Below are 19,186 nucleotides of genomic sequence, written 5' to 3' on the forward strand. Positions count from 1 at the left end.
GATGACCGGCCCGACCGACCCTGCCGTCCGGCTGCACGTCGAGGCGCCCGCCGTCGCGTCCGTCGCGGCACACCGCGCCCGGCTCGTCCCCGGCGTCGTCGCGCTGCGCCCCGGCGGGGTCGGCGCGACGGTGCAGGGCGGCGCCGCCGAGGTCGCGCTCACGCTCGTCACGCGGCTCGGGCACAACTGCCGCGACCTCGCCGTCGCCGTGCAGCGCGAGGTGACGAACGAGATCGCTGACGTCACCGGCCTCGCGGCGGTCGTGACGGTGACGATCGCGGACGTGCTGACGGACTGAGCCTCGGGCCTCGACGCGACCGCTTCCCCGGCGCACCCGGGGGCGGTCACGGCGGTGCCAGGAAAGTGGCTTTCCTGGCACCTCAGGACAGGAAAGTGGCTTTCCTGGCATCCCTCCCGTGACACGTCGAGAAAGCCCCCGCAAGCCGACGCAAGTTCTTGCGCAATCATGCGCTACGGTTGCAGCCATGACACGACGGTTGGCGGTGGTGGCCGAGAAGGTCGGGGTGAGCGAGGCGACGGTCAGTCGCGTGCTGAACGGCAAGCCCGGTGTCTCCGAGGCGACCCGGGAGGCGGTCCTGACCGCGCTCGACGTGCTCGGTTACGAGCGCCCCACGCGGCTGCGCGGTGAGCGGGCGAGGCTGGTCGGCCTGGTCGTCCCCGAGCTGCAGAACCCGATCTTCCCGGCGCTCGCCGAGGTCATCGGCGGTGCGCTCGCGCAGCAGGGCCTCACGGCGGTGCTCTGCACCAGCTCGACCGGACTCGCGAGCGAGGCGGCCTACGTCGACCTCTTGCTCCAGCAGCAGGTCTCCGGGGTGATCTTCGCGGGCGGCCAGTACACGGAGGCCGACGCCCAGCACGACCACTACCGGCTGCTGCTGCAGCGCAAGCTGCCGACGGTGCTGGTCAACGCGGCGGTCGAGGGGCTGGGTCACCCGCAGGTCGCCTGCGACGACGGCGCCGCGGTCGAGCAGGCGTTCGGGCACCTCACGGCACTGGGCCACGAGCGGATCGGGCTGCTGCTCGGCCCGCCCGACCACGTCCCGTCGCAGCGCAAGCTGGCCGGTTTCGCTGCCGCGTCCGCGCGGGTCGGGCGCGCCGTCGACCCCGAGTTGATCGACAACGCGATGTTCTCGTTGGAGAGCGGGCAGGCGTCGATGATGCGCCTGCTCGAGCACGGTGTGACCGGCGTGATCTGCGCGAGCGACCCGCTCGCCCTGGGCGCGATCCGCGCGGCGCGCCGCCGCGGTCTGCACGTCCCACGCGACGTCTCGATCATCGGCTACGACGACTCGATGCTGATGACCTGCGTCGATCCGGCGCTGACGACGATCCGGCAGCCGATCGAGGCGATGGGCAAGGCGGCGGTCGACCTGCTCGTCCACCAGGTCGAGGGGAGCAAGGTCCGCACCGCCGAGCTGCTGTACGAGCCCGAGCTCGTCGTCCGTTCCTCGACCGCGCCTGTCACGGTTCCGACTTAGTTCTGTCAGAACCTTGCAGAGTTCTGTTCGATACAGATAGCGTCCGCGCCACCAATTCGGGTGACGCGGACGGGGTGGCATGGGCGAGCAGTCGGATCGGCAGTGGTGGCGCGACGCCGTGATCTACGAGGTCTACCCGCGCAGCTTCGCCGACGCCGACGGCGACGGGACGGGTGATCTCGCCGGCGTGCTCTCACGGCTCGACCACCTCGTCGAGCTCGGCGTCGACGCGATCTGGTGCACGCCCTGGTACGCCTCGCCGATGGCCGACGGCGGCTACGACGTCGCCGACTACCGCGCCATCGACCCGGCCTTCGGCACTCTCGCCGATGCCGAGCGGCTCATCACGGAGGCGCTCACCCGCGGCATCCGCACGATCGTCGACGTCGTGCCGAACCACGTCTCGGCGCAGCACCCGTGGTTCCAGGCCGCGCTCGCCGCGGCGCCGGGCTCCCCCGAGCGTGCCCGTTTCTGGTTCCGCCCCGGCCGCGGCGACGGCGGCACGGAGATGCCGACGCGCTGGCGCTCGGAGTTCGGCGGCGACACCTGGACCAGGACGAAGAACGCCGACGGCACCCCCGGCGAGTGGTACCTGCACCTGTTCAGCGCCGACCAGCCCGACCTCAACTGGAGCCACCCGGACGTCCGGCGCGAGCACGAGGACGTGCTGCGGTTCTGGTTCGACCGCGGTGTCGCCGGCGTGCGGATCGACTCGGCGGCGCTGCTGGTCAAGGACCCCGCGCTGCCCGAGGTGCCGGCCGAGCCCGGCCCCGGCGAGCACCCCGCCGTCGACCGCGACGACCTGCACGACATCTACCGCGGCTGGCGCGCGGTCGCCGACTCCTACCCCGGCGAACGGATCCTGGTCGGCGAGATCTGGCTGCCCGACGTCGAGCGGTTCGTCCGCTACCTGCGCCCCGACGAGCTGCACACCGCGTTCAACTTCGACTTCCTCGCCCGTCCGTGGGACGCCGAGCAGCTGCGCGCCTCCATCGATGCGACGCTCGCCGCGCACGCCCCCGTCGGCGCGCCGGCCACCTGGGTGCTCTCCAACCACGACGTCACCCGGCCGGTCACCCGCTACGGCCGCGCCGACTCGAGCTTCGCGTTCACGGCGAAGCGCGCCGGCACTCCGACCGACCTCGCGCTGGGCACGCGCCGAGCCCGCGCCGCCGCGCTGCTGACCGCGGCGCTGCCCGGCTCGCTCTACCTCTACCAGGGCGACGAGCTGGGGCTGCCCGAGCACGAAGGGCTCGACGACGACCTGCGTCGCGACCCGATGTTCCTGCGCTCCGGGGGTGTGGACCCCGGGCGGGAGGGCTGCCGGGTGCCGCTGCCGTGGTCGGGCGACGCGCCGCCGTTCGGCTTCGGCCCGGCGGACGCCACCGCCCCCACGTGGCTGCCGCAACCCGCGGACTGGGCAGAGCTGACCGTCGAGGCGCAGGTCGGCGACCCGCGCTCGATGCTCGCGCTCTACCGGGCCGCGCTGCGGATCCGCCGGGCCGAGCTGAACGGCGTCGAGGGCATGAGCTGGCTGCCGTCGGCGGCCGGCGTGCTCGCGTTCGACCGCGGCAGTGCGTTCCGCTGCGTCGTGAACCTGTCGGCGCAGCCCGTGCCGCTCCCGCCGCACACGGCGGTGCTGCTGGTCAGCACCCCGCTCCAGGACGGAGCACTACCCGCCGACGCGGCCGCGTGGCTGCGCACCGGCATCGACCAGTGATCGACAAGGGCACGGGAGAGGGAGCGACGATGGGGTCCATCCGGAAGTCCGCGACGGCCGCGGCGGCGGTGCTCGCCGTCGCCGGCGTGCTCGCCGCGTGCGGCGGCACCGCGCAGCCGCCCGCGGCGGGCGGCAAGACCGCGATCTCGGTGGTGAGCCTGAAACCGGGCAGCGAGAAGGCCGCGTTCGACGCGTTCGAGGCGCAGGTCGCGCAGTTCGAGGCCGCGAACCCGGACACCGACGTGACGTCGCAGGAGTACGAGTGGACGGGCCCGACGTTCACGGCGCAGCTGGCCGGCGGCACCCTGCCGACGGTGTTCACGGTGCCGTTCACCGACGGCAAGGGCCTCGTGGAGCGGCGGCAGCTGGCCGACATCACCGACCACGTGAAGTCGTTCGGCTACGCCGACAAGTTCAACAAGACAGTGCTCGCGGCCGGCCGGTCCGACGACGGGCGCATCTACGCCGTGCCGACCGAGGCGTACGGCGTGGGGCTGCAGTACAACCGCACGCTGTTCACCCAGGCCGGGCTCGACCCGGAGAAGCCGCCGACGACGTGGGCGGACGTCCGGAACTACGCGAAGCAGATCGCCGAGCGCACCGGCCAGGCCGGCTACGCGCAGATGACGCAGGAGAACACCGGCGGCTGGATGCTCACGACGCTGACGTACGCGCACGGCGGGCGGATGCAGGTGGCCGCGGGCGAGAAGGTCGAGGCGACCATCGACAACCCCGGCGCGAAGGCGGCGCTCGGGCTGCTGCGCGACATGCGCTGGACCGACAACTCGATGGGCAGCAACTTCCTGCTCGACTGGTCGGGCATCAACCAGGAGTTCGCCGCCGGCAAGATCGGCATGTACATGGGCGGCTCCGACGTCTACACCTCGCTCAAGCAGCAGAACAACATCAACCCCGCCGACTACGGGCTCGCGGTGCTGCCGCTCGTCCCGGGCGCGCAGTCGGGGCTGCTGGGCGGCGGGACGCTCGCGGCGGTGAACGTCAAGGCCACGCCCGAGCAGCAGGCCGCGGCCGCGAAGTGGATCGACTTCTACTACATGGCGAAGCTGACCAAGAAGGACGCTGCGGAGCTCGATGCGAAGACGCTCGCCGCGAGCGACCAGCCCGTCGGCGTGCCGAAGCTCCCGGTCTTCGACAAGGCGACGCTCAGCCAGTACGACGAGTGGATCAAGCCGTACGTCAACGTCCCCGTCGCGCAGATGACCTCGTTCACCAACGGCATCTTCGAGCAGGAGCTCGCCGGTGAGCCCGTCTCGCACACGCAGGAGATGTACGCGGTGCTCGACAGCGTCGTGCAGGCGGTACTGACCGACCCCGCGGCGAACATCGACGCGCTGCTGGCGAACGCCGATGCCGAGGTGCAGTCGATCCTCGACAGGGGCTGATCGGGCGATGCTGACACGGGTGCGGCGCTGGGCCGGCGACGGCGGGCTCTCGACGTTGCTGTTCCTGCTCCCGCTGCTGGTGGTCTTCGGGGTGTTCTCGTGGTTCCCGATCGTGCGCGCGGCCGTCATGAGCGTGCAGCAGACCAACCTGGTGACCGCACCCGTGTTCGTCGGGCTGGAGAACTTCGAGACGGTGTTCTCCGACCCGCTGCTGTGGACGGCGGTGCGCAACACTGGCTGGTTCGCGCTGCTCGCGCTGCTGTTCGGCTACCCGATCCCGCTGGTCGCCGCGGTGGTCATGAGCGAGGTGCGGCGGTGGCGCGGACTCTACAGCGCGCTGGCGTACCTGCCGGTGGTCGTGCCGCCGGTGGTGGCGGTGCTGATGTGGAAGTTCTTCTACGACGCCCGGCCGGAGGGTGTGTTCAACACGATGCTCGCGTGGGTGGGCATCGGGCCGTTCAGCTGGCTGCAGTCGGCGGCGACCGCGATGCCCTCGCTCGTGCTGGAGGCGACGTGGGCGGCCGCGGGCGGCACGGTGATCATCTACCTGGCCGCACTGCTCGGCGTCCCACCCGAGCTGTACGACGCGGCGGAGGTCGACGGCGCCGGCGTCTGGCGCAAGGTGTGGCACGTGACGATGCCGCAGCTGCGCGGCGTGCTGCTGGTGACGCTGATCCTGCAGGTCATCGGGACGGCGCAGGTGTTCGTCGAACCGTTCCTCTTCACCGGCGGCGGGCCGGCCAACTCGACGATCACCGTGCTGCTGCTGATCTACGACTACGCGTTCGCGTCGAGCCTCGGCGGCGACTACGGCGCCGCGACCGCGCTCAGCCTGCTGCTCGCGGCCTTTCTGGCCGTCCTCTCGGCCGTCTACTTCCGGCTCACGCGGTCCTGGAGCACGTCATGAGCGCAACCACCACGGAACGCCAGGCCACTGCGTCCGCGGTGCCGCCGCCGTCGCCGCTGCGCAGGCGGCGGGAGCCGGCCGATCCCGGCAACCGCGGGATCGTCTCCGCGGCCGAGCGGCGCACGCCGCTGCTCGGGACGGGGCTGCGGCTGGCGCACGTCCTGCTGCTGGCCCTGCTCGCGCTGGTCGGGCTGGGGCCGTTGCTGTGGCTGGTGAAGGCGTCGGTCAGTACTACCCAGGACACGCTGCGCGACCCGATGGCGCTCTTCCCGAGCGGCATCGACCTCGCCAACCTCGCGACGGCGTGGAACGACGTGAACATCGACCTGCACTTCGCCAACAGCATGATCGTCGCGGTCGGGGCGTGGCTGGTGCAGATCGTCGTCGCGACCACGGGCGGGTACGCGCTCGCGATCCTGCGGCCGCGCTACGGGCCGGTGCTGTACTGGCTGGTGCTGAGCACGCTGTTCGTGCCCTCGGTGGTGCTGCTGGTGCCGCTCTACCTGACGATCCTCTCGCCGCCGCTGCTCGGCACGTCGCTGATCAACACGTTCTGGGCGGTGTGGCTGCCGGCCGGCGCGAACGCGTTCAACGTGCTGCTCGCGAAGCGGTTCTTCGACAACCTGCCGCATGAGGTCTTCGAGGCCGCCCGGATCGACGGCGCGGGGCCGACCCGGATCTTCTGGTCGGTGCTGCTGCCGATGTCGCGCCCGATCCTCGGCGTGATCTCGGTGTTCGCCTTCATCGCGGCGTGGAAGGACTTCCTCTGGCCGCTGCTGGTGCTGCCCGACCCGGCGGTGCAACCACTCTCCGTGCGGCTGCCGACCCTCGCCCGCTCCATCGAGCTGGACGTCCTGCTCGCGGCGCTCATGATCTCGGCGCTCATCCCGGTGGTGCTGTTCCTCGTCTTCCAGCGCACGTTCCTCAAGAGCGCCGGGCTCAGCGGGGCGCTGAAGGGGTAGGGGTAGCACCGGCCCGCCCGGCCGGTGGCCGGGGTGCCAGGAAAGTCCGCCATGACCCTCCGGGCCGCGACGAGGGATGTGAATCCGTGCGCGGCGCGGCGCGGCGCGGCCCGCCGGGCGGTCGGGAGTGCCTTGCGCACGCATCCGCGGGGCCGTGCTGGGGCTGGGAGGTGTGCGTTGCGCACGCGAGGGCAGGAAAGCCACTTTCAGGCCCTGTGAGGGCAGGAAAGTGGCTTTCCTGCCCTCCACCTGCACCCCGGGGCAGGTGGCCGACCGCTTCGTGGGCCACATGGAACCGTGTGGTTGTCACGCAGCCCTGTGGATCAACCACGAGGTTCCATGAGGCGACCTCGGGCTCGTCGTGGGACCGGGTGGGGTCGACGTTGCATACCGTGGGTGTGCGTTGCACATGGCCGGCCATGTGCAAGGTGTGTCGACGGTGTGCAACGTCGAACCAGGGCTAGCGGCGATTCACCTGACAGCCACTTTCCTGTCCTGTGGCGCCAGGAAAGTGGCTTTCCCGGCAACGTGTGCGTTGCGCACGCATCCTGCTCGCGGGTAGGTCGGCGGGCTTCGGGGACGGGCTCATGATCACCGTCTCGGCGCGTGGACGACCCATTTTCTTGGTCGGTTCGTGCACCAAGCTGGTGATCATGGTCGATCAACTCGCAGTCGTTCAATGCGACACGTGAGCGAGTGCGCGCTGACCCTGCGCCCGTCCGCGACATGGAACCTTGTGGCGGACTTGCAACGTGGCGGCGGATGAGCCGTCTCGTGAAGCCGCCCGACCCTGGCCGACCGCGACCGCTGTACCTGGTGCTGGCCTATCGAGAGTGTGCTGACGGCTGTCGCGGCAGCCTCAGCACACTCAACTTGATGAGCACACCCGCATCGGCGAGCACCGGAAGCGCGCGAACGGAACTTTCGGGCCAACCTATCGTTCGAAAGCGCCGTTCGCGCAGCTCACCTGAGGGGTGAGAGGGCAGCTGGCTGTTGCGGCCCGGGTCGAGCCGCGGGAGTTGCTCGGGCACAGGTTCGCCTCGCCGTGCACAGGTTCGAACGTGTGCACGAAGGCACCAACTGTGCACGAGCGCGCCCTGCGCCCGCTGTTCGCGCACCCACCTCGTCCACCGCGACGCACCCGACACGGGTTCCCAGTCCTCGTGGCTGCCCACACGCCAGGAAAGTGGCTTTCCAGGCACCCCCGCCCACCCGCCGGGCGGGAAGCGAACGAACGGCACTTTCGTCCACTAGGTATGGACGAATGTGCCGTTCGTTCACCGACCCCACCGCAGCCGCGCACCCGGCGCCGCGCCCAGCACGGATCCTCATCCCTCGTGGCGGTCCGGAGGGCCGCGGCGGACTTGCCTGACCTTCCGCAGCGACGACGGGCGCGTGCGATAGGTGGACGGGTGCGGGAAGCACGCGTTGCCGGGAAAGCCACTTTCCCGGCACTCTCACCGACCCCAGACACCGTCGGCACGTCGGGGCGCGCCCTTCCGGCGTACCCGCGGTCCGGGATGCATACTGCATCCATGCCGACGAGGGCGCTCCACTGGTGTGGCGTCGTGGGACCGGTGCTGTTCGTGGTGGTCTTCCTGGTCGAGGGCCTGCTGCGGCCGGGCTACGACCCATTGCGCCATCCGGTCAGCTCGCTGGCGATCGGGCCCGGCGGCTGGGTGCAGTCGGTGAGCTTCCTGGTGACGGGCGCGCTGCTGGTCGCGTCCGCCGTCGGGCTGCGGCGCGACGGGATCGTCGTGCCGGTGCTCGTCGCGGTCGTGGGCGCCGGGCTGATCGGCGCCGGGCTGTGGACGTGCGACCCGATCAACGGCTACCCGCCCGGCACTCCCCCGGCGCCGCCGCGCACGACGAGCGGGCACCTGCACGACGGGTTCTCCGCTCTGCTGTTCCTCGGGGTGCCGGTGGCGTGCCTCGTGCACGCGTTCCGGTCGCTGCAGCGCGGCGCGAAGCGGGTCGCCTGGTGCAGCGCGGGCACGGCGGTGGCGTTCTTCGCGTTCTTCGTGCTGGCCGGGATGGGGTTCGCGCAGAGCCCGACCCTGATGCCGTACGGCGGGCTGATGCAGCGCGCCGCGCTGGTCGTCGGCTTCGCGTGGCTCGCCGCGCTCGCGCTCGCTCAGCTGCGCGCCGAGAGCACGCAGTCGCCGCAGAGGCCGCCCCCGGGCACCCGGTAGAAGAGGCAGCAAGAGCGGCGCCGGAACGTCCAAATCCGATCCGGCGTGCCGGGCGGCAGCAGTTCTCCGGTGCCGCGCAGCACGCCGGTGTCGAGCAGTGCGGCCGCGACCTCGGCCGCGCGCGGGGCGAGGGCCGGGCGGGCCGCCGCGATCATCCGACGGGCCCCGGCCACCGACGACGCGACGTTGCCCCACAGCACCCGCGACGAGACCGGCACCTGCCGCCGCACCGCCGCGACCAGCGGTTCCAGGTGCGGCTCGACGAGCGCGCCGGCCAGTGCGCCGGCCGGGTCGGGGGCGGCCTCGGCGACCGGCTCGGCGCACCACAGCGGCCACGTCCCGGACGCCGCCGGGCGCCAGTGCAGCGTCGTGGGCGTGAGCACGGGCAGCTCCCTGTGCGCCACGACGGCCGCGAGCGGCGCGGAGACCAGCAGCGTGGCCAGCCCCTGGAACGCGATGGACGCCGCCACCCGGTCGTCGGAGCCGAGCGTGCGGCGGACGTGCGCGATCCGATCCGCGAGGTGCGCCGGATCGGCGTAGAGGTCGGCGAACGGTCGCCACGTGGGGTCCGCGGACTCGGCCGGGTTCGTCCCGACGACGAAGAACGGCCCGAACGCGGCGACATCGCTCAGCAGCGCAGCTCCGTCCAAAATGCCCTCCCGACCGTCCGTTGTGGGCGGGAAACTCGCTCGCGCCGCACCCGCTCCCGGAGTCATCATCTCGTGGGAGAGAGGACGGACATGACCACCCCGCATGCCCAACCGCAAAGATCCGCCGTCATCTTGGCGCTGCGCTTCTACCGAGACGAAATCCTTCGCAACCGCTGGGCCGCCCTGCCCGCGCTGCTGATGCCCGCGCTGGGCACCATCGGGCTTTCCTACATCGCCCCCCTCGTGATCGCCGGACTGGCCGGCCGGTTCGTCGCGACCAACGGACAGCTGCCGGCCGATGCCGCGTTCTGGGCCGCCGCCACGCTCGCCGGCATCATCCTGGTCTCGGAAGCGCTCTGGCGCGTCGGCTTCCACGGCCTCAACCGGCTCGCCGCCCGCGGTGTCGAGCACCTCTACGCCGTCGGCATGGACGAGCTGCTGGCGAAGGACGCGACGTTCTTCCACAACAACTTCGCGGGATCGCTCACCAAGCGCGTGCTCAGCTTTGCCTCGCGGTTCGAGCCGTTCGTCGACGCGCTGGTGTTCCACGTGATGACCCAGTTCGTGCCGCTGATCTTCGCGTCGGTGGTGCTCTGGCAGTACGACCCGATGCTCGTCGTGGTGCTGGTCGGGCTCATCGCCGTCACCGGGCTCGTCGTCACACCGCTGGTGAGGCGCCGGCAGCGGCTCGTCGACCAGCGGGAGGCGGCCAGCGCCCGAGTGTCCGGGCACGTCGCCGACACGCTGTCGAACATGGACACGGTCCGCGCGTTCGCCGCGGAGGAGCGCGAGGCCGACGAGCACAAGGTCCGCATCGCCGACTACCGCCGGAAGATGATCCGCTCGTGGGACTACGCGAACCTGCGGATCGACACGCTGGTCTCGGGCATCTCGGCGGTCATGAATGCGACCGGCTTGCTGATCGCGGTCGGGCTCGCCAGCCGGGTGGGCGTCGAGGCGATCCTCGTGACCTTCATGTACTTCTGGAACGCCTCGGGCATCCTGTTCCGCTTCAACCAGATCTACCGGCAGCTGGAGAGCTGCGTGACCGAGGCCGCCCAGTTCACCCAGCTGCTGGAGATCCCGCCGACGGTGCTCGACAAGCCGGCCCCCGAGCCGGTGCGCCGCGCCGTCGCCGACGTCCGGTTCGAGGCGGTCGACTTCACCCACGCGGGCGGGCTGCCGCTCTTCACCGGTCTCGACCTGGTGGTGCCGAGCGGCACCCGAGCGGGGCTGGTCGGGCGCTCCGGCGGCGGCAAGACCACGCTCTCGCGGCTGCTGCTGCGGATGATGGACGTCGACGGCGGCCGGATCACCATCGGTGGCCAGGACATCGCCGCGCTGCGCCAGTCCGACCTGCGCAGCCTCATCGCGTACGTCCCGCAGGACCCGACGATGTTCCACCGCACCCTGCGCGACAACATCGCGTTCGGGCGGCCGGGGGCGTCCGACGAGGACATCCTGCGGGCGGCCGAGGCCGCGCACGTGACCGAGTTCGTCGACGGGCTGCCCGAAGGCTTCGAGACGCTCGTCGGCGAGCGCGGCGTGAAGCTCTCCGGCGGGCAGCGCCAGCGGGTCGCCCTGGCCAGGGCGATCCTGCGCGACGCACCGATCCTGCTGCTCGACGAGGCCACCAGCGCGCTGGATTCGGCCAGCGAGGTGCTGATCCAGGACGCGCTGTGGCGGCTGATGGAGGGCCGCACGGCGCTCGTGGTGGCCCACCGCCTCAGCACGGTGGCGCAGATGGACCAGCTCGTCGTGCTGGAGCGCGGGCAGGTCGCCGAGCGGGGCAGCCACAGCGAGCTGCTCGCCCGCGGCGGCGTGTACGCGGGGCTCTGGGAGCACCAGTCCGGCGGCTTCCTGGAGCCGGAGACGGCAAGCGACGACGAGCGGGTGACCACCGGGTAGCAGCCTGGAAGCCGCACCCGAGGGCAGCAAAGCCACTTTCCGGCCCGCAGAGGGCAGGAAAGTGGCTTTCCTGCCCTCCCCAGCCCACCCGTCGGGTCACTTGCACGATCGGGTCTTGGCTCTCCCCCTGAGGGAGAGTCCAGGATCGGTCGTGTGACCGACGGACTGCTAGCGATAGGCGCGTTCTCGCGCGCGAGCCTGCTCTCGATCAAGGCGCTGCGCGTCTACCACGAGTCGGGCATCCTCGTGCCGGCCCGCGTCGACCCGGCGACGGGCTACCGCAGCTACCACACGTCGCAGCTGATCGACGCGGCCGTCATCTCGCGGTTGCGGTCGCTCGACCTGCCGCTCGAGCAGGTGCGACGGGTGGTGCACGCGCGCGACCCGCAGGTCACCGCGGAGGTCCTCGAGGCGCACGAGGTGACGATGCGGGAGCGGCTCGCGGATGTCACGCGCATCGTGGCGCAGCTGCACGAGGGCCTCGACGCGCCGGCCGCGCACACGCCCGTGCACGTCCGCGACGAGCCGCACCAGCACACGCTCGCGGTACGCGGGCAGGTGACGGAGGCCGACTTCGCCGAGTTCCTCGACGAGGCCTACGGCCGGCTCGGCGCCGCCGCCGAACAGCTGCGCATCGCGCCGACCGGGCCGCCCGGCGCGCTCTACCCGCCCGAGCTGCTCGGCGAGCTGGACGACGTGGAGGCCTACCTCCCCATCGCCCGGCCGGCCGGCGCGCCGCCGGGCGGGGTCGTCATCAGCGAGGTGCCGGCCGCGCAGGTCGCCGTGCTCGTGCACGCCGGCGACTACCCGTCCATCGCCGACACCTACCGGCAGCTCGGCGCCTGGGTGGCCGAGCATGCCGAGCCCCGCAACTCCCCCGTCCGCGAGGTGTACGTCGTCAGCTTCGGCGAGACCGACGACCCCGAGCGGTTCCGCACCGAGATCCATTGGCCGATCCAGCCACCTGTCCACCCACCTGTCCACAAGGAGAACCGATCATGACCAGCGCACTCGCCAACATCACGTTCGACTGCACCGACGCCGCCGCGCTCGCCGGTTTCTGGTCAGCGGTGCTCGACCGGCCCGTCGACCCCGACGGATCCGTCCACTTCGCCAGCATCGGGATGGGCGACGCCACCGCCACCAGCTGGCTGTTCGGCGGGGTCCCGGAGGGCAAGACCGCGAAGAACCGCATGCACGTCGACCTGGTCGCGCCCGACCGGGACGCCGAGGTGACGAGGCTGGTCGGGCTCGGCGCCACGCACCTGCGCGACGTCGCGGAACACGGCCACGCGTGGGCCGTTCTCCGCGATCCGGAAGGGAACGAGTTCTGCGTCGCGCAACAACCCTCGGAGTAACGCGACGGGTGGGAAGAGAAGCAGGGGTAAGGTCGTCCGGGAAGCGACGTTCGCCACGTCCGGCGCTCGGGAAAGCCGTATACGATACCCGCCGCCGACGGTTGCTGCAGACCTCATAGCAGGTCAAGTTGGTCACGCCCGCTCTCACTGGCGAATTGCGGGCCCAGCATGCAACATTGTCGAAACGCGAAACCGCACCCGCTGCTGCGTGCGCTCGCGCCCGTGCGTACAGCCGGCCGACGCCCCACGACGGCGTCCGGTCGTCGTGCCGGCCCGTCCCAGGCGACACGCCGCCCGGGAGGCCTGCACCGCTCGGACCAGGCACTCACGCATGCCCCCGTTCGGCTCAGAACAGGCGCCCGGACGGCTGATGCGTCTACCCTCTTCCCACCACACGTCGTCCCGATGCCAGTTGTCGGGGTGCACCGAGACGACAGGAGGCACTCTTGGCTGCGAACACAGCGGGTACCTCGGCGGGGCTCTACGCCCCTGACTTCGAGCACGACGCCTGCGGCGTCGCCATGGTCGCCGACCTCGCCGGTCGCCGCGACCACGGCATCGTCCGCAAAGCGATCACGGCATTGCTGCGCCTCGAACACCGCGGGGCGCGCGGCAGCGAGGCGAACACCGGGGACGGCGCGGGCATCCTGATCCAGGTCCCCGACGAGTTCTTCCGCGCGGTCGTCGACTTCGAGCTGCCCGCGGCCGGCGAGTACGCCGTCGGCATCGCGTTCCTCCCGGCCGACGACGATGCGGCCGACGCGGCCGTCGCCGAGATCGACAAGATCGCCGAAGAGGAGGACCTGCGGGTCCTCGGCTGGCGCGATCTGCCCGTCGACCCGGACAAGGCCGACCTGGGCCCCACGGCCCGCGCTGCGATGCCGGGCTTCCGCCAGCTGTTCGTCGCCGGCAACGCGGGCGAGTCCGGCATCGAGCTGGAGCGCAAGACCTTCTGCCTGCGCAAGCGCGCGGAGCACGCCACCGGCACCTACTTCCCGAGCCTGTCGCCGCGCACCCTCGTCTATAAGGGGATGCTGACCGAGCCGCAGGTCGAGGCGTTCTACCCGGACCTGTCCGACGAGCGGGTGATCACCGCGCTCGCCGTCGTGCACTCCCGGTTCTCCACCAACACGTTCCCGGCGTGGCCGCTGGCGCACCCGTACCGGTACGTCGCGCACAACGGCGAGATCAACACACTGCGCGGCAACCGCAACTGGATGGCCTCGCGCGAGGCGCTGCTGCGCTCGTCGCTGATCCCGGGCGACCTCACGCGCCTGTCCCCCATCGTCACGCCCGACGCCAGCGACTCCGCGACGTTCGACGAGGTGCTGGAGCTGCTGCACCTCGGCGGGCGCAGCCTGCCGCACGCGGTGCTGATGATGATCCCGGAGGCCTGGGAGAACCACGAGGAGATGGACCCGGCCCGACGGGCGTTCTACGAGTTCCACTCCACGCTGATGGAGCCGTGGGACGGGCCCGCGCTGGTCGCGTTCACCGACGGCACCCAGATCGGCGCCGTGCTCGACCGCAACGGTCTGCGTCCCGCCCGGTACTGGGTCACCGAGGACGGCACGGTCGTGCTCGCCTCGGAGGTAGGCGTGCTGGACGTCGAGCCGTCGGCGGTCGTGCGCAAGGGTCGGCTGGAGCCGGGCCGCATGTTCCTCGTCGACACCGAGGCCGGCCGGATCGTCGACGACGCCGAGGTCAAGAACGCGCTGGCGGCCGAGCACCCGTACGCCGACTGGCTGCACGCCGGCCTCATCCACCTCGACGAGCTGCCCGCCCGCGAGCGCGAGGTGTTCGACCACGCGGCGATCACGCACCGCCAGCAGTCGTTCGGCTACACCGAGGAGGAGCTCAACGTCCTGCTCAAGCCGATGGCGGCGAGCGGGGCCGAGCCGATCGGCTCGATGGGCAACGACGCTCCACTGGCGGCGATCTCCGAGCGCCCCCGCCAGATCTTCGACTACTTCATCCAGCTGTTCGCGCAGGTCACGAACCCGCCGCTGGACGCGATCCGCGAGGAGCTCGTCACCTCGCTGCGCAGCCTGCTCGGGCCGGAGCAGAACCTGCTCGACGCCTCGCCCGCGAACTGCCGCACGGTCGTCGTGCCGTTCCCGGTGCTCGGCAACGACGACCTCGCCAAGATCATCCACATCAACGACGACGGCGAGCTGCCGGGCTTCGAGACCGTCACCGCCAAGGGCGTGTTCCGGGCTGCCGAGGGCGGTTCGGGGCTCGAGCGCCGGCTCAAGGAGATCTGCACCGAGGTCTCGGAGGCGATCGAGGACGGCGCGCGGCTGATCGTGCTCTCCAACCGGGGGGTCACGAAGGACTTCGCGCCGATCCCGTCGCTGCTGCTCACCGGCGCGGTCCACCACCACCTGGTGCGGGAGAAGACGCGCAGCCGGGTGGGGCTGATCGTCGAGGCGGGCGACGCGCGCGAGGTGCACCACATCGCGCTGCTGCTCGGCTACGGCGCCGCCGCGGTCAACCCGTACCTCGCGATGGCGACCGTGGAGGACCTCGCCGAGCGCGGCGACATCCCCGGCGTCGACCCGGCCACCGCGGCCCGCAACCTGGTGAAGGCGCTGGGCAAGGGCGTCCGCAAGACCATGTCGAAGATCGGCATCTCGACGGTGGCCTCGTACACCGGCGCCCAGATCTTCGAGGCGATCGGGCTCGGGCACGACGTCATCACCTCGTGCTTCGCCGGCACGACCTCGCGGTTGGGCGGAGTCGGCTTCGACGTGCTCGCTGAGGAGGTGCTCAAGCAGCACCGCAGGGCGTTCCCGGCCGACGACGTGCGGCCGAACCACCGCTCGCTGCAGGTCGGCGGCGAGTACCAGTGGCGGCGCGAGGGCGAGCTGCACCTGTTCAACCCGCAGACGGTGTTCAAGCTGCAGCACTCGACCCGCCAGGGCCGCTACGACGTCTTCAAGGACTACACGCGCTCCGTCGACGAGCAGGCGCAGCGGCTCATGACGCTGCGCGGGCTCTTCCGGTTCAAGGAGGGCATGCGCCCGCCGGTGCCGATCGACGAGGTCGAGTCGGTCGACGAGATCGTCAAGCGGTTCGCCACCGGCGCCATCTCCTACGGGTCGATCTCAAAGGAGATGCACGAGACGCTCGCGATCGCCATGAACCGGCTCGGCGGCAAGTCGAACACCGGTGAGGGCGGTGAGGACGCCGACCGGTTCACCCCGGACCCCAACGGCGATTCGCGGCGTTCCGCGATCAAGCAGGTGGCGTCCGGTCGGTTCGGCGTCACCAGCGAGTACCTGGTGAACAGCGACGACCTGCAGATCAAGATCTCGCAGGGCGCGAAGCCGGGCGAGGGCGGACAGCTGCCGGGGGCGAAGGTCTACCCCTGGATCGCGAAGACCCGCTACTCGACGCCCGGCGTCGGGCTGATCTCGCCGCCGCCGCACCACGACATCTACTCGATCGAGGACATCAAGCAGCTCATCCACGACCTGAAGAACGCCAACCCGAAGGCCCGCATCCACGTGAAGCTGGTCAGCCAGGTCGGCGTCGGGACGGTCGCGGCCGGGGTCGCGAAGGCGTACTCCGACGTCGTGCTCATCTCGGGGCACGACGGCGGCACGGGCGCCTCGCCGCTCTCGTCGATCAAGCACGCCGGCGGCCCGTGGGAGCTCGGCCTGGCCGAGACGCAGCAGACGCTGCTGGCCAACGGGCTGCGCGACCGCATCGTCGTGCAGGCCGACGGGCAGCTCAAGACCGGCCGTGACGTCGTCATCGCCGCGCTGCTGGGCGCCGAGGAGTTCGGTTTCGCGACCGCGCCGCTCGTCGTCTCCGGCTGCATCATGATGCGTGTCTGCCACCTCGACACCTGTCCGGTCGGGGTCGCGACGCAGAACCCGGAGCTGCGCAAGCGCTTCGACGGTCGACCCGAGTACGTCGTCAACTTCATGCGGTTCGTGGCGGAGGAGGTGCGCGAGTACCTGGCGCGGCTCGGGTTCCGCTCGGTCGCCGAGGCCGTCGGGCACGCGGAGATGCTCGACACCGACGACGCCGTGCGGCACTGGAAGACCGAGGGGCTCGACCTCTCGCCGATCTTCCACATGCCGGAGCTCAAGCCGGGCACCGCGCGGCTGCGCACCAAGAGCCAGGACCACGGGCTGGACAAGGCGCTGGACAACACGCTCATCCAGCTCTGCGAGGGATCGCTGTCCTCCGGCGACAAGGTGCGGCTCGACCTGCCGGTGCGCAACGTCAACCGCACGGTCGGCACGATGCTCGGCTACGAGCTGACCCGGCGGTGGGGCGGCGAGGGCCTGCCCGACAACACGATCGACGTCACGCTCACCGGTTCGGCCGGGCAGAGCTTCGGCGCGTTCGTGCCCAAGGGGATCACGCTGCGGCTGGTCGGCGACACCAACGACTACTTCGGCAAGGGCCTGTCCGGTGGGCGGCTCACGCTGCGGCCCGACCCGTCGGCGCCGCTCGTCGCCGAGGAGAACGTGATCGCCGGCAACGTCATCCTCTACGGCGCGACGTCGGGCGAGATCTTCGTCCGCGGTGTGGTCGGCGAGCGGTTCTGCGTGCGCAACTCGGGCGCGTTGGCCGTCGTCGAGGGAGTGGGCGACCACGGCTGCGAGTACATGACCGGCGGCAAGGTGGTTGTGCTCGGTGGCATCGGGCGCAACTTCGCGGCCGGCATGTCCGGCGGCGTCGCATACGTGCTCGACCTGCCGCGCAACCGCGTCAACCCGGAGATGGTCGACGTCGACCCGCTCGACGACGCCGACCGCGAGTTCCTGCGCGAGGCGGTCGAGCGCCACCACGCGGAGACGGGCTCGGCGGTGGCCAGGACGCTGCTGACCGACTGGGAGCAGGCGCTGGGCCGCTTCGGGAAGGTCATGCCGAAGGACTACAAGCGGGTGCTGCAGGCCCGCGAGGCCGCGGAACGCGACGGCCGCGACGTGAACGAGGCCATCATGGAGGCGGCACATGGGTGACCCGAAGGGATTCCTGACCACCCCGCGCGAGACCCCCCAGCGCCGCCCCGTCGACCTGCGGTTGATGGACTGGCGCGAGGTCTACGAGGACTTCCCGAAGAAGGACCTGGAGAAGCAGGCGGGCCGCTGCATGAACTGCGGCATCCCGTTCTGCCACCAGGGCTGCCCGCTGGGCAACCTCATCCCGGAGTGGAACGACCTCGTCTACCGCAAGGACTGGCGGGAGGCCGCCGAGCGCCTGCACGCGACGAACAACTTCCCGGAGTTCACCGGCACGCTCTGCCCCGCCCCGTGCGAGGCGGCCTGCGTGCTGGCGATCAACGACGACGCGGTGACGATCAAGCAGGTCGAGATCGAGATCATCGACCGCGCCTGGGAAGAGGGCTGGGTGCCGCCGCAGCGGCCCACCACCCGCACGGGCAAGAAGGTTGCCGTCGTCGGCTCGGGCCCGGCCGGGCTCGCCGCGGCGCAGCAGCTCACGCGGGTGGGGCACGACGTCGTGGTGTTCGAGCGCGCCGACCGCATCGGCGGGCTGCTGCGCTACGGCATCCCCGAGTTCAAGATGGAGAAGTCGCGGCTCGACCGGCGGCTCAAGCAGATGGTCGACGAGGGCACGCTCTTCCGCGCGTCCGTCGACGTCGGTGTCGACGTCACCGCCGAGCAGCTGCGCGCCGACTTCGACGCCGTGGTGCTCGCCGGTGGCGCGACCGCGTGGCGCGACCTGCCGGCGAAGGGCCGCGAGGTCGAGGGCGTGTACCAGGCGATGGAGTTCCTGCCGTGGGCCAACCACGTGCAGCAGGGCGATATCGACGCGCCGCCGATCACGGCGGAGGGCAAGCACGTCGTGATCATCGGCGGCGGCGACACCGGGGCCGACTGCCTCGGGACGTCACACCGCCAGGGCGCGGCGTCGGTCACGCAGCTGGAGATCATGCCCACGCCGCCGGAGAAGCGCACCGTCGGCATGCCCTGGCCGACCTACCCGATGGTCTACCGGGTCTCCTCGGCGCACGAGGAGGGCGGTGAGCGGCTGTTCTCGGTGAACACCACCGAGTTCGTCGCCGACGCCGAGGGCAAGCTGGCCGCGCTGCGGATCGTCGAGGTGATCCGCGATGCCGAGGGCCGGTTCGTCCCGGTCGAGGGCACGGAGCAGGAGCTGCCGGCGCAGCTCGTGCTGCTGGCCATGGGCTTCGTCGGGCCGGAGAAGGGCAGGCTGCTCACCGACCTCGGCGTCGAGCTCGACGCGCGTGGCAACGTCGCCCGCAACGGCGAGTTCATGACGTCGGTCGACGGCGTGTTCAGCGCCGGCGACATGGGCCGAGGGCAGTCGCTGATCGTCTGGGCCATCGCGGAGGGTCGCGCCGCGGCCGCCGGGGTCGACGCCTACCTGACGGGCCGCGACGTGCTGCCGAAACCGATCGCGCCGACGGACCGGCCGCTCGTCTGACCGGCCGATGCCTGACCGGCCGCAGCGGGTCGTAGCGAGTTCAGGAAAGTCCGCCATGACTCTCCGGGCCGCGACGAGGGGTGTGAATCCGTGCTGGGCGCGGCCCGGCCCGCCGGGCGGTCGGGAGTGCCTTGCGCACGCATCCGCGGGGCCGTGCT

General features: G+C 71.2%; 13 protein-coding genes. 12 read left to right on the plus strand and 1 reads right to left on the minus strand.

Annotated elements, in window-relative coordinates:
* Position 1: 1 nt before the first annotated feature.
* The 7 genes from LL648_RS14710 (at position 2) to LL648_RS14740 (ending at position 8,683) form a co-directional block, all read left to right on the plus strand.
* Positions 2-298, plus strand: a complete 297-nt coding sequence (locus LL648_RS14710; protein ID WP_232663078.1) for a hypothetical protein — start codon at positions 2-4, stop codon at positions 296-298.
* Positions 299-485: 187 nt separating this feature from the next.
* Positions 486-1,499 (plus strand): LacI family DNA-binding transcriptional regulator, encoded by a 1,014-nt coding sequence (locus tag LL648_RS14715; RefSeq protein ID WP_232663079.1) that lies wholly within the window; start codon positions 486-488, stop codon positions 1,497-1,499.
* A gap of 79 nt (positions 1,500-1,578) precedes the next feature.
* Positions 1,579-3,219, plus strand: coding sequence for a glycoside hydrolase family 13 protein (locus tag LL648_RS14720; RefSeq protein ID WP_232663080.1), 1,641 nt, complete (start codon positions 1,579-1,581; stop codon positions 3,217-3,219).
* Between the two features lie 29 nt (positions 3,220-3,248).
* Complete coding sequence (locus LL648_RS14725; RefSeq protein WP_232663081.1) at positions 3,249-4,622, plus strand: ABC transporter substrate-binding protein; 1,374 nt, start codon at positions 3,249-3,251, stop codon at positions 4,620-4,622.
* 7 nt (positions 4,623-4,629) lie between these two features.
* Positions 4,630-5,529 (plus strand): carbohydrate ABC transporter permease, encoded by a 900-nt coding sequence (locus LL648_RS14730; RefSeq protein WP_232663082.1) that lies wholly within the window; start codon positions 4,630-4,632, stop codon positions 5,527-5,529.
* The gene (locus tag LL648_RS14735) at positions 5,526-6,491 is read left to right on the plus strand and encodes a carbohydrate ABC transporter permease (protein WP_232663083.1); all 966 of its coding nucleotides are present in this window, start codon (positions 5,526-5,528) and stop codon (positions 6,489-6,491) included. The genes LL648_RS14730 and LL648_RS14735 overlap by 4 nt, the downstream gene beginning before the upstream one ends.
* A 1,535-nt stretch (positions 6,492-8,026) precedes the next feature.
* On the plus strand, positions 8,027-8,683 hold the full coding sequence (locus LL648_RS14740) for a DUF998 domain-containing protein (RefSeq protein ID WP_232663084.1): 657 nt from the start codon (positions 8,027-8,029) through the stop codon (positions 8,681-8,683).
* Here the strand turns inward: LL648_RS14740 and LL648_RS14745 are convergent.
* Positions 8,626-9,333 carry a (2Fe-2S)-binding protein gene (locus tag LL648_RS14745; RefSeq protein WP_232663085.1) on the minus strand — a complete coding sequence of 236 codons (708 nt, stop codon included), beginning with the start codon at positions 9,331-9,333 and terminating at the stop codon, positions 8,626-8,628. The genes LL648_RS14740 and LL648_RS14745 overlap by 58 nt on opposite strands.
* A gap of 90 nt (positions 9,334-9,423) precedes the next feature.
* Here LL648_RS14745 and LL648_RS14750 point away from each other — a divergent pair, with 90 nt between their 5' ends.
* The 5 genes from LL648_RS14750 to LL648_RS14770 all read left to right on the plus strand — a co-directional run bounded on the left by LL648_RS14750 (position 9,424) and on the right by LL648_RS14770 (position 19,028).
* Complete coding sequence (locus LL648_RS14750) at positions 9,424-11,241, plus strand: ABC transporter ATP-binding protein (protein ID WP_232663086.1); 1,818 nt, start codon at positions 9,424-9,426, stop codon at positions 11,239-11,241.
* A 153-nt stretch (positions 11,242-11,394) separates the two neighbouring features.
* The gene (locus LL648_RS14755) at positions 11,395-12,243 is read left to right on the plus strand and encodes a MerR family transcriptional regulator (RefSeq protein ID WP_232663087.1); all 849 of its coding nucleotides are present in this window, start codon (positions 11,395-11,397) and stop codon (positions 12,241-12,243) included.
* On the plus strand, positions 12,240-12,599 hold the full coding sequence (locus LL648_RS14760) for a VOC family protein (RefSeq protein WP_232663088.1): 360 nt from the start codon (positions 12,240-12,242) through the stop codon (positions 12,597-12,599). The genes LL648_RS14755 and LL648_RS14760 overlap by 4 nt, the downstream gene beginning before the upstream one ends.
* A 446-nt stretch (positions 12,600-13,045) precedes the next feature.
* Positions 13,046-17,581, plus strand: coding sequence for a glutamate synthase large subunit (gltB, locus tag LL648_RS14765; protein ID WP_232663089.1), 4,536 nt, complete (start codon positions 13,046-13,048; stop codon positions 17,579-17,581).
* Positions 17,574-19,028, plus strand: a complete 1,455-nt coding sequence (locus tag LL648_RS14770) for a glutamate synthase subunit beta (protein ID WP_232663090.1) — start codon at positions 17,574-17,576, stop codon at positions 19,026-19,028. The genes gltB and LL648_RS14770 overlap by 8 nt, the downstream gene beginning before the upstream one ends.
* The last annotated feature ends 158 nt before the right edge of the window (positions 19,029-19,186 follow it).

Source organism: Pseudonocardia sp. TRM90224, from assembly GCF_021245725.1.
Lineage (GTDB): Bacteria > Actinomycetota > Actinomycetes > Mycobacteriales > Pseudonocardiaceae > Pseudonocardia.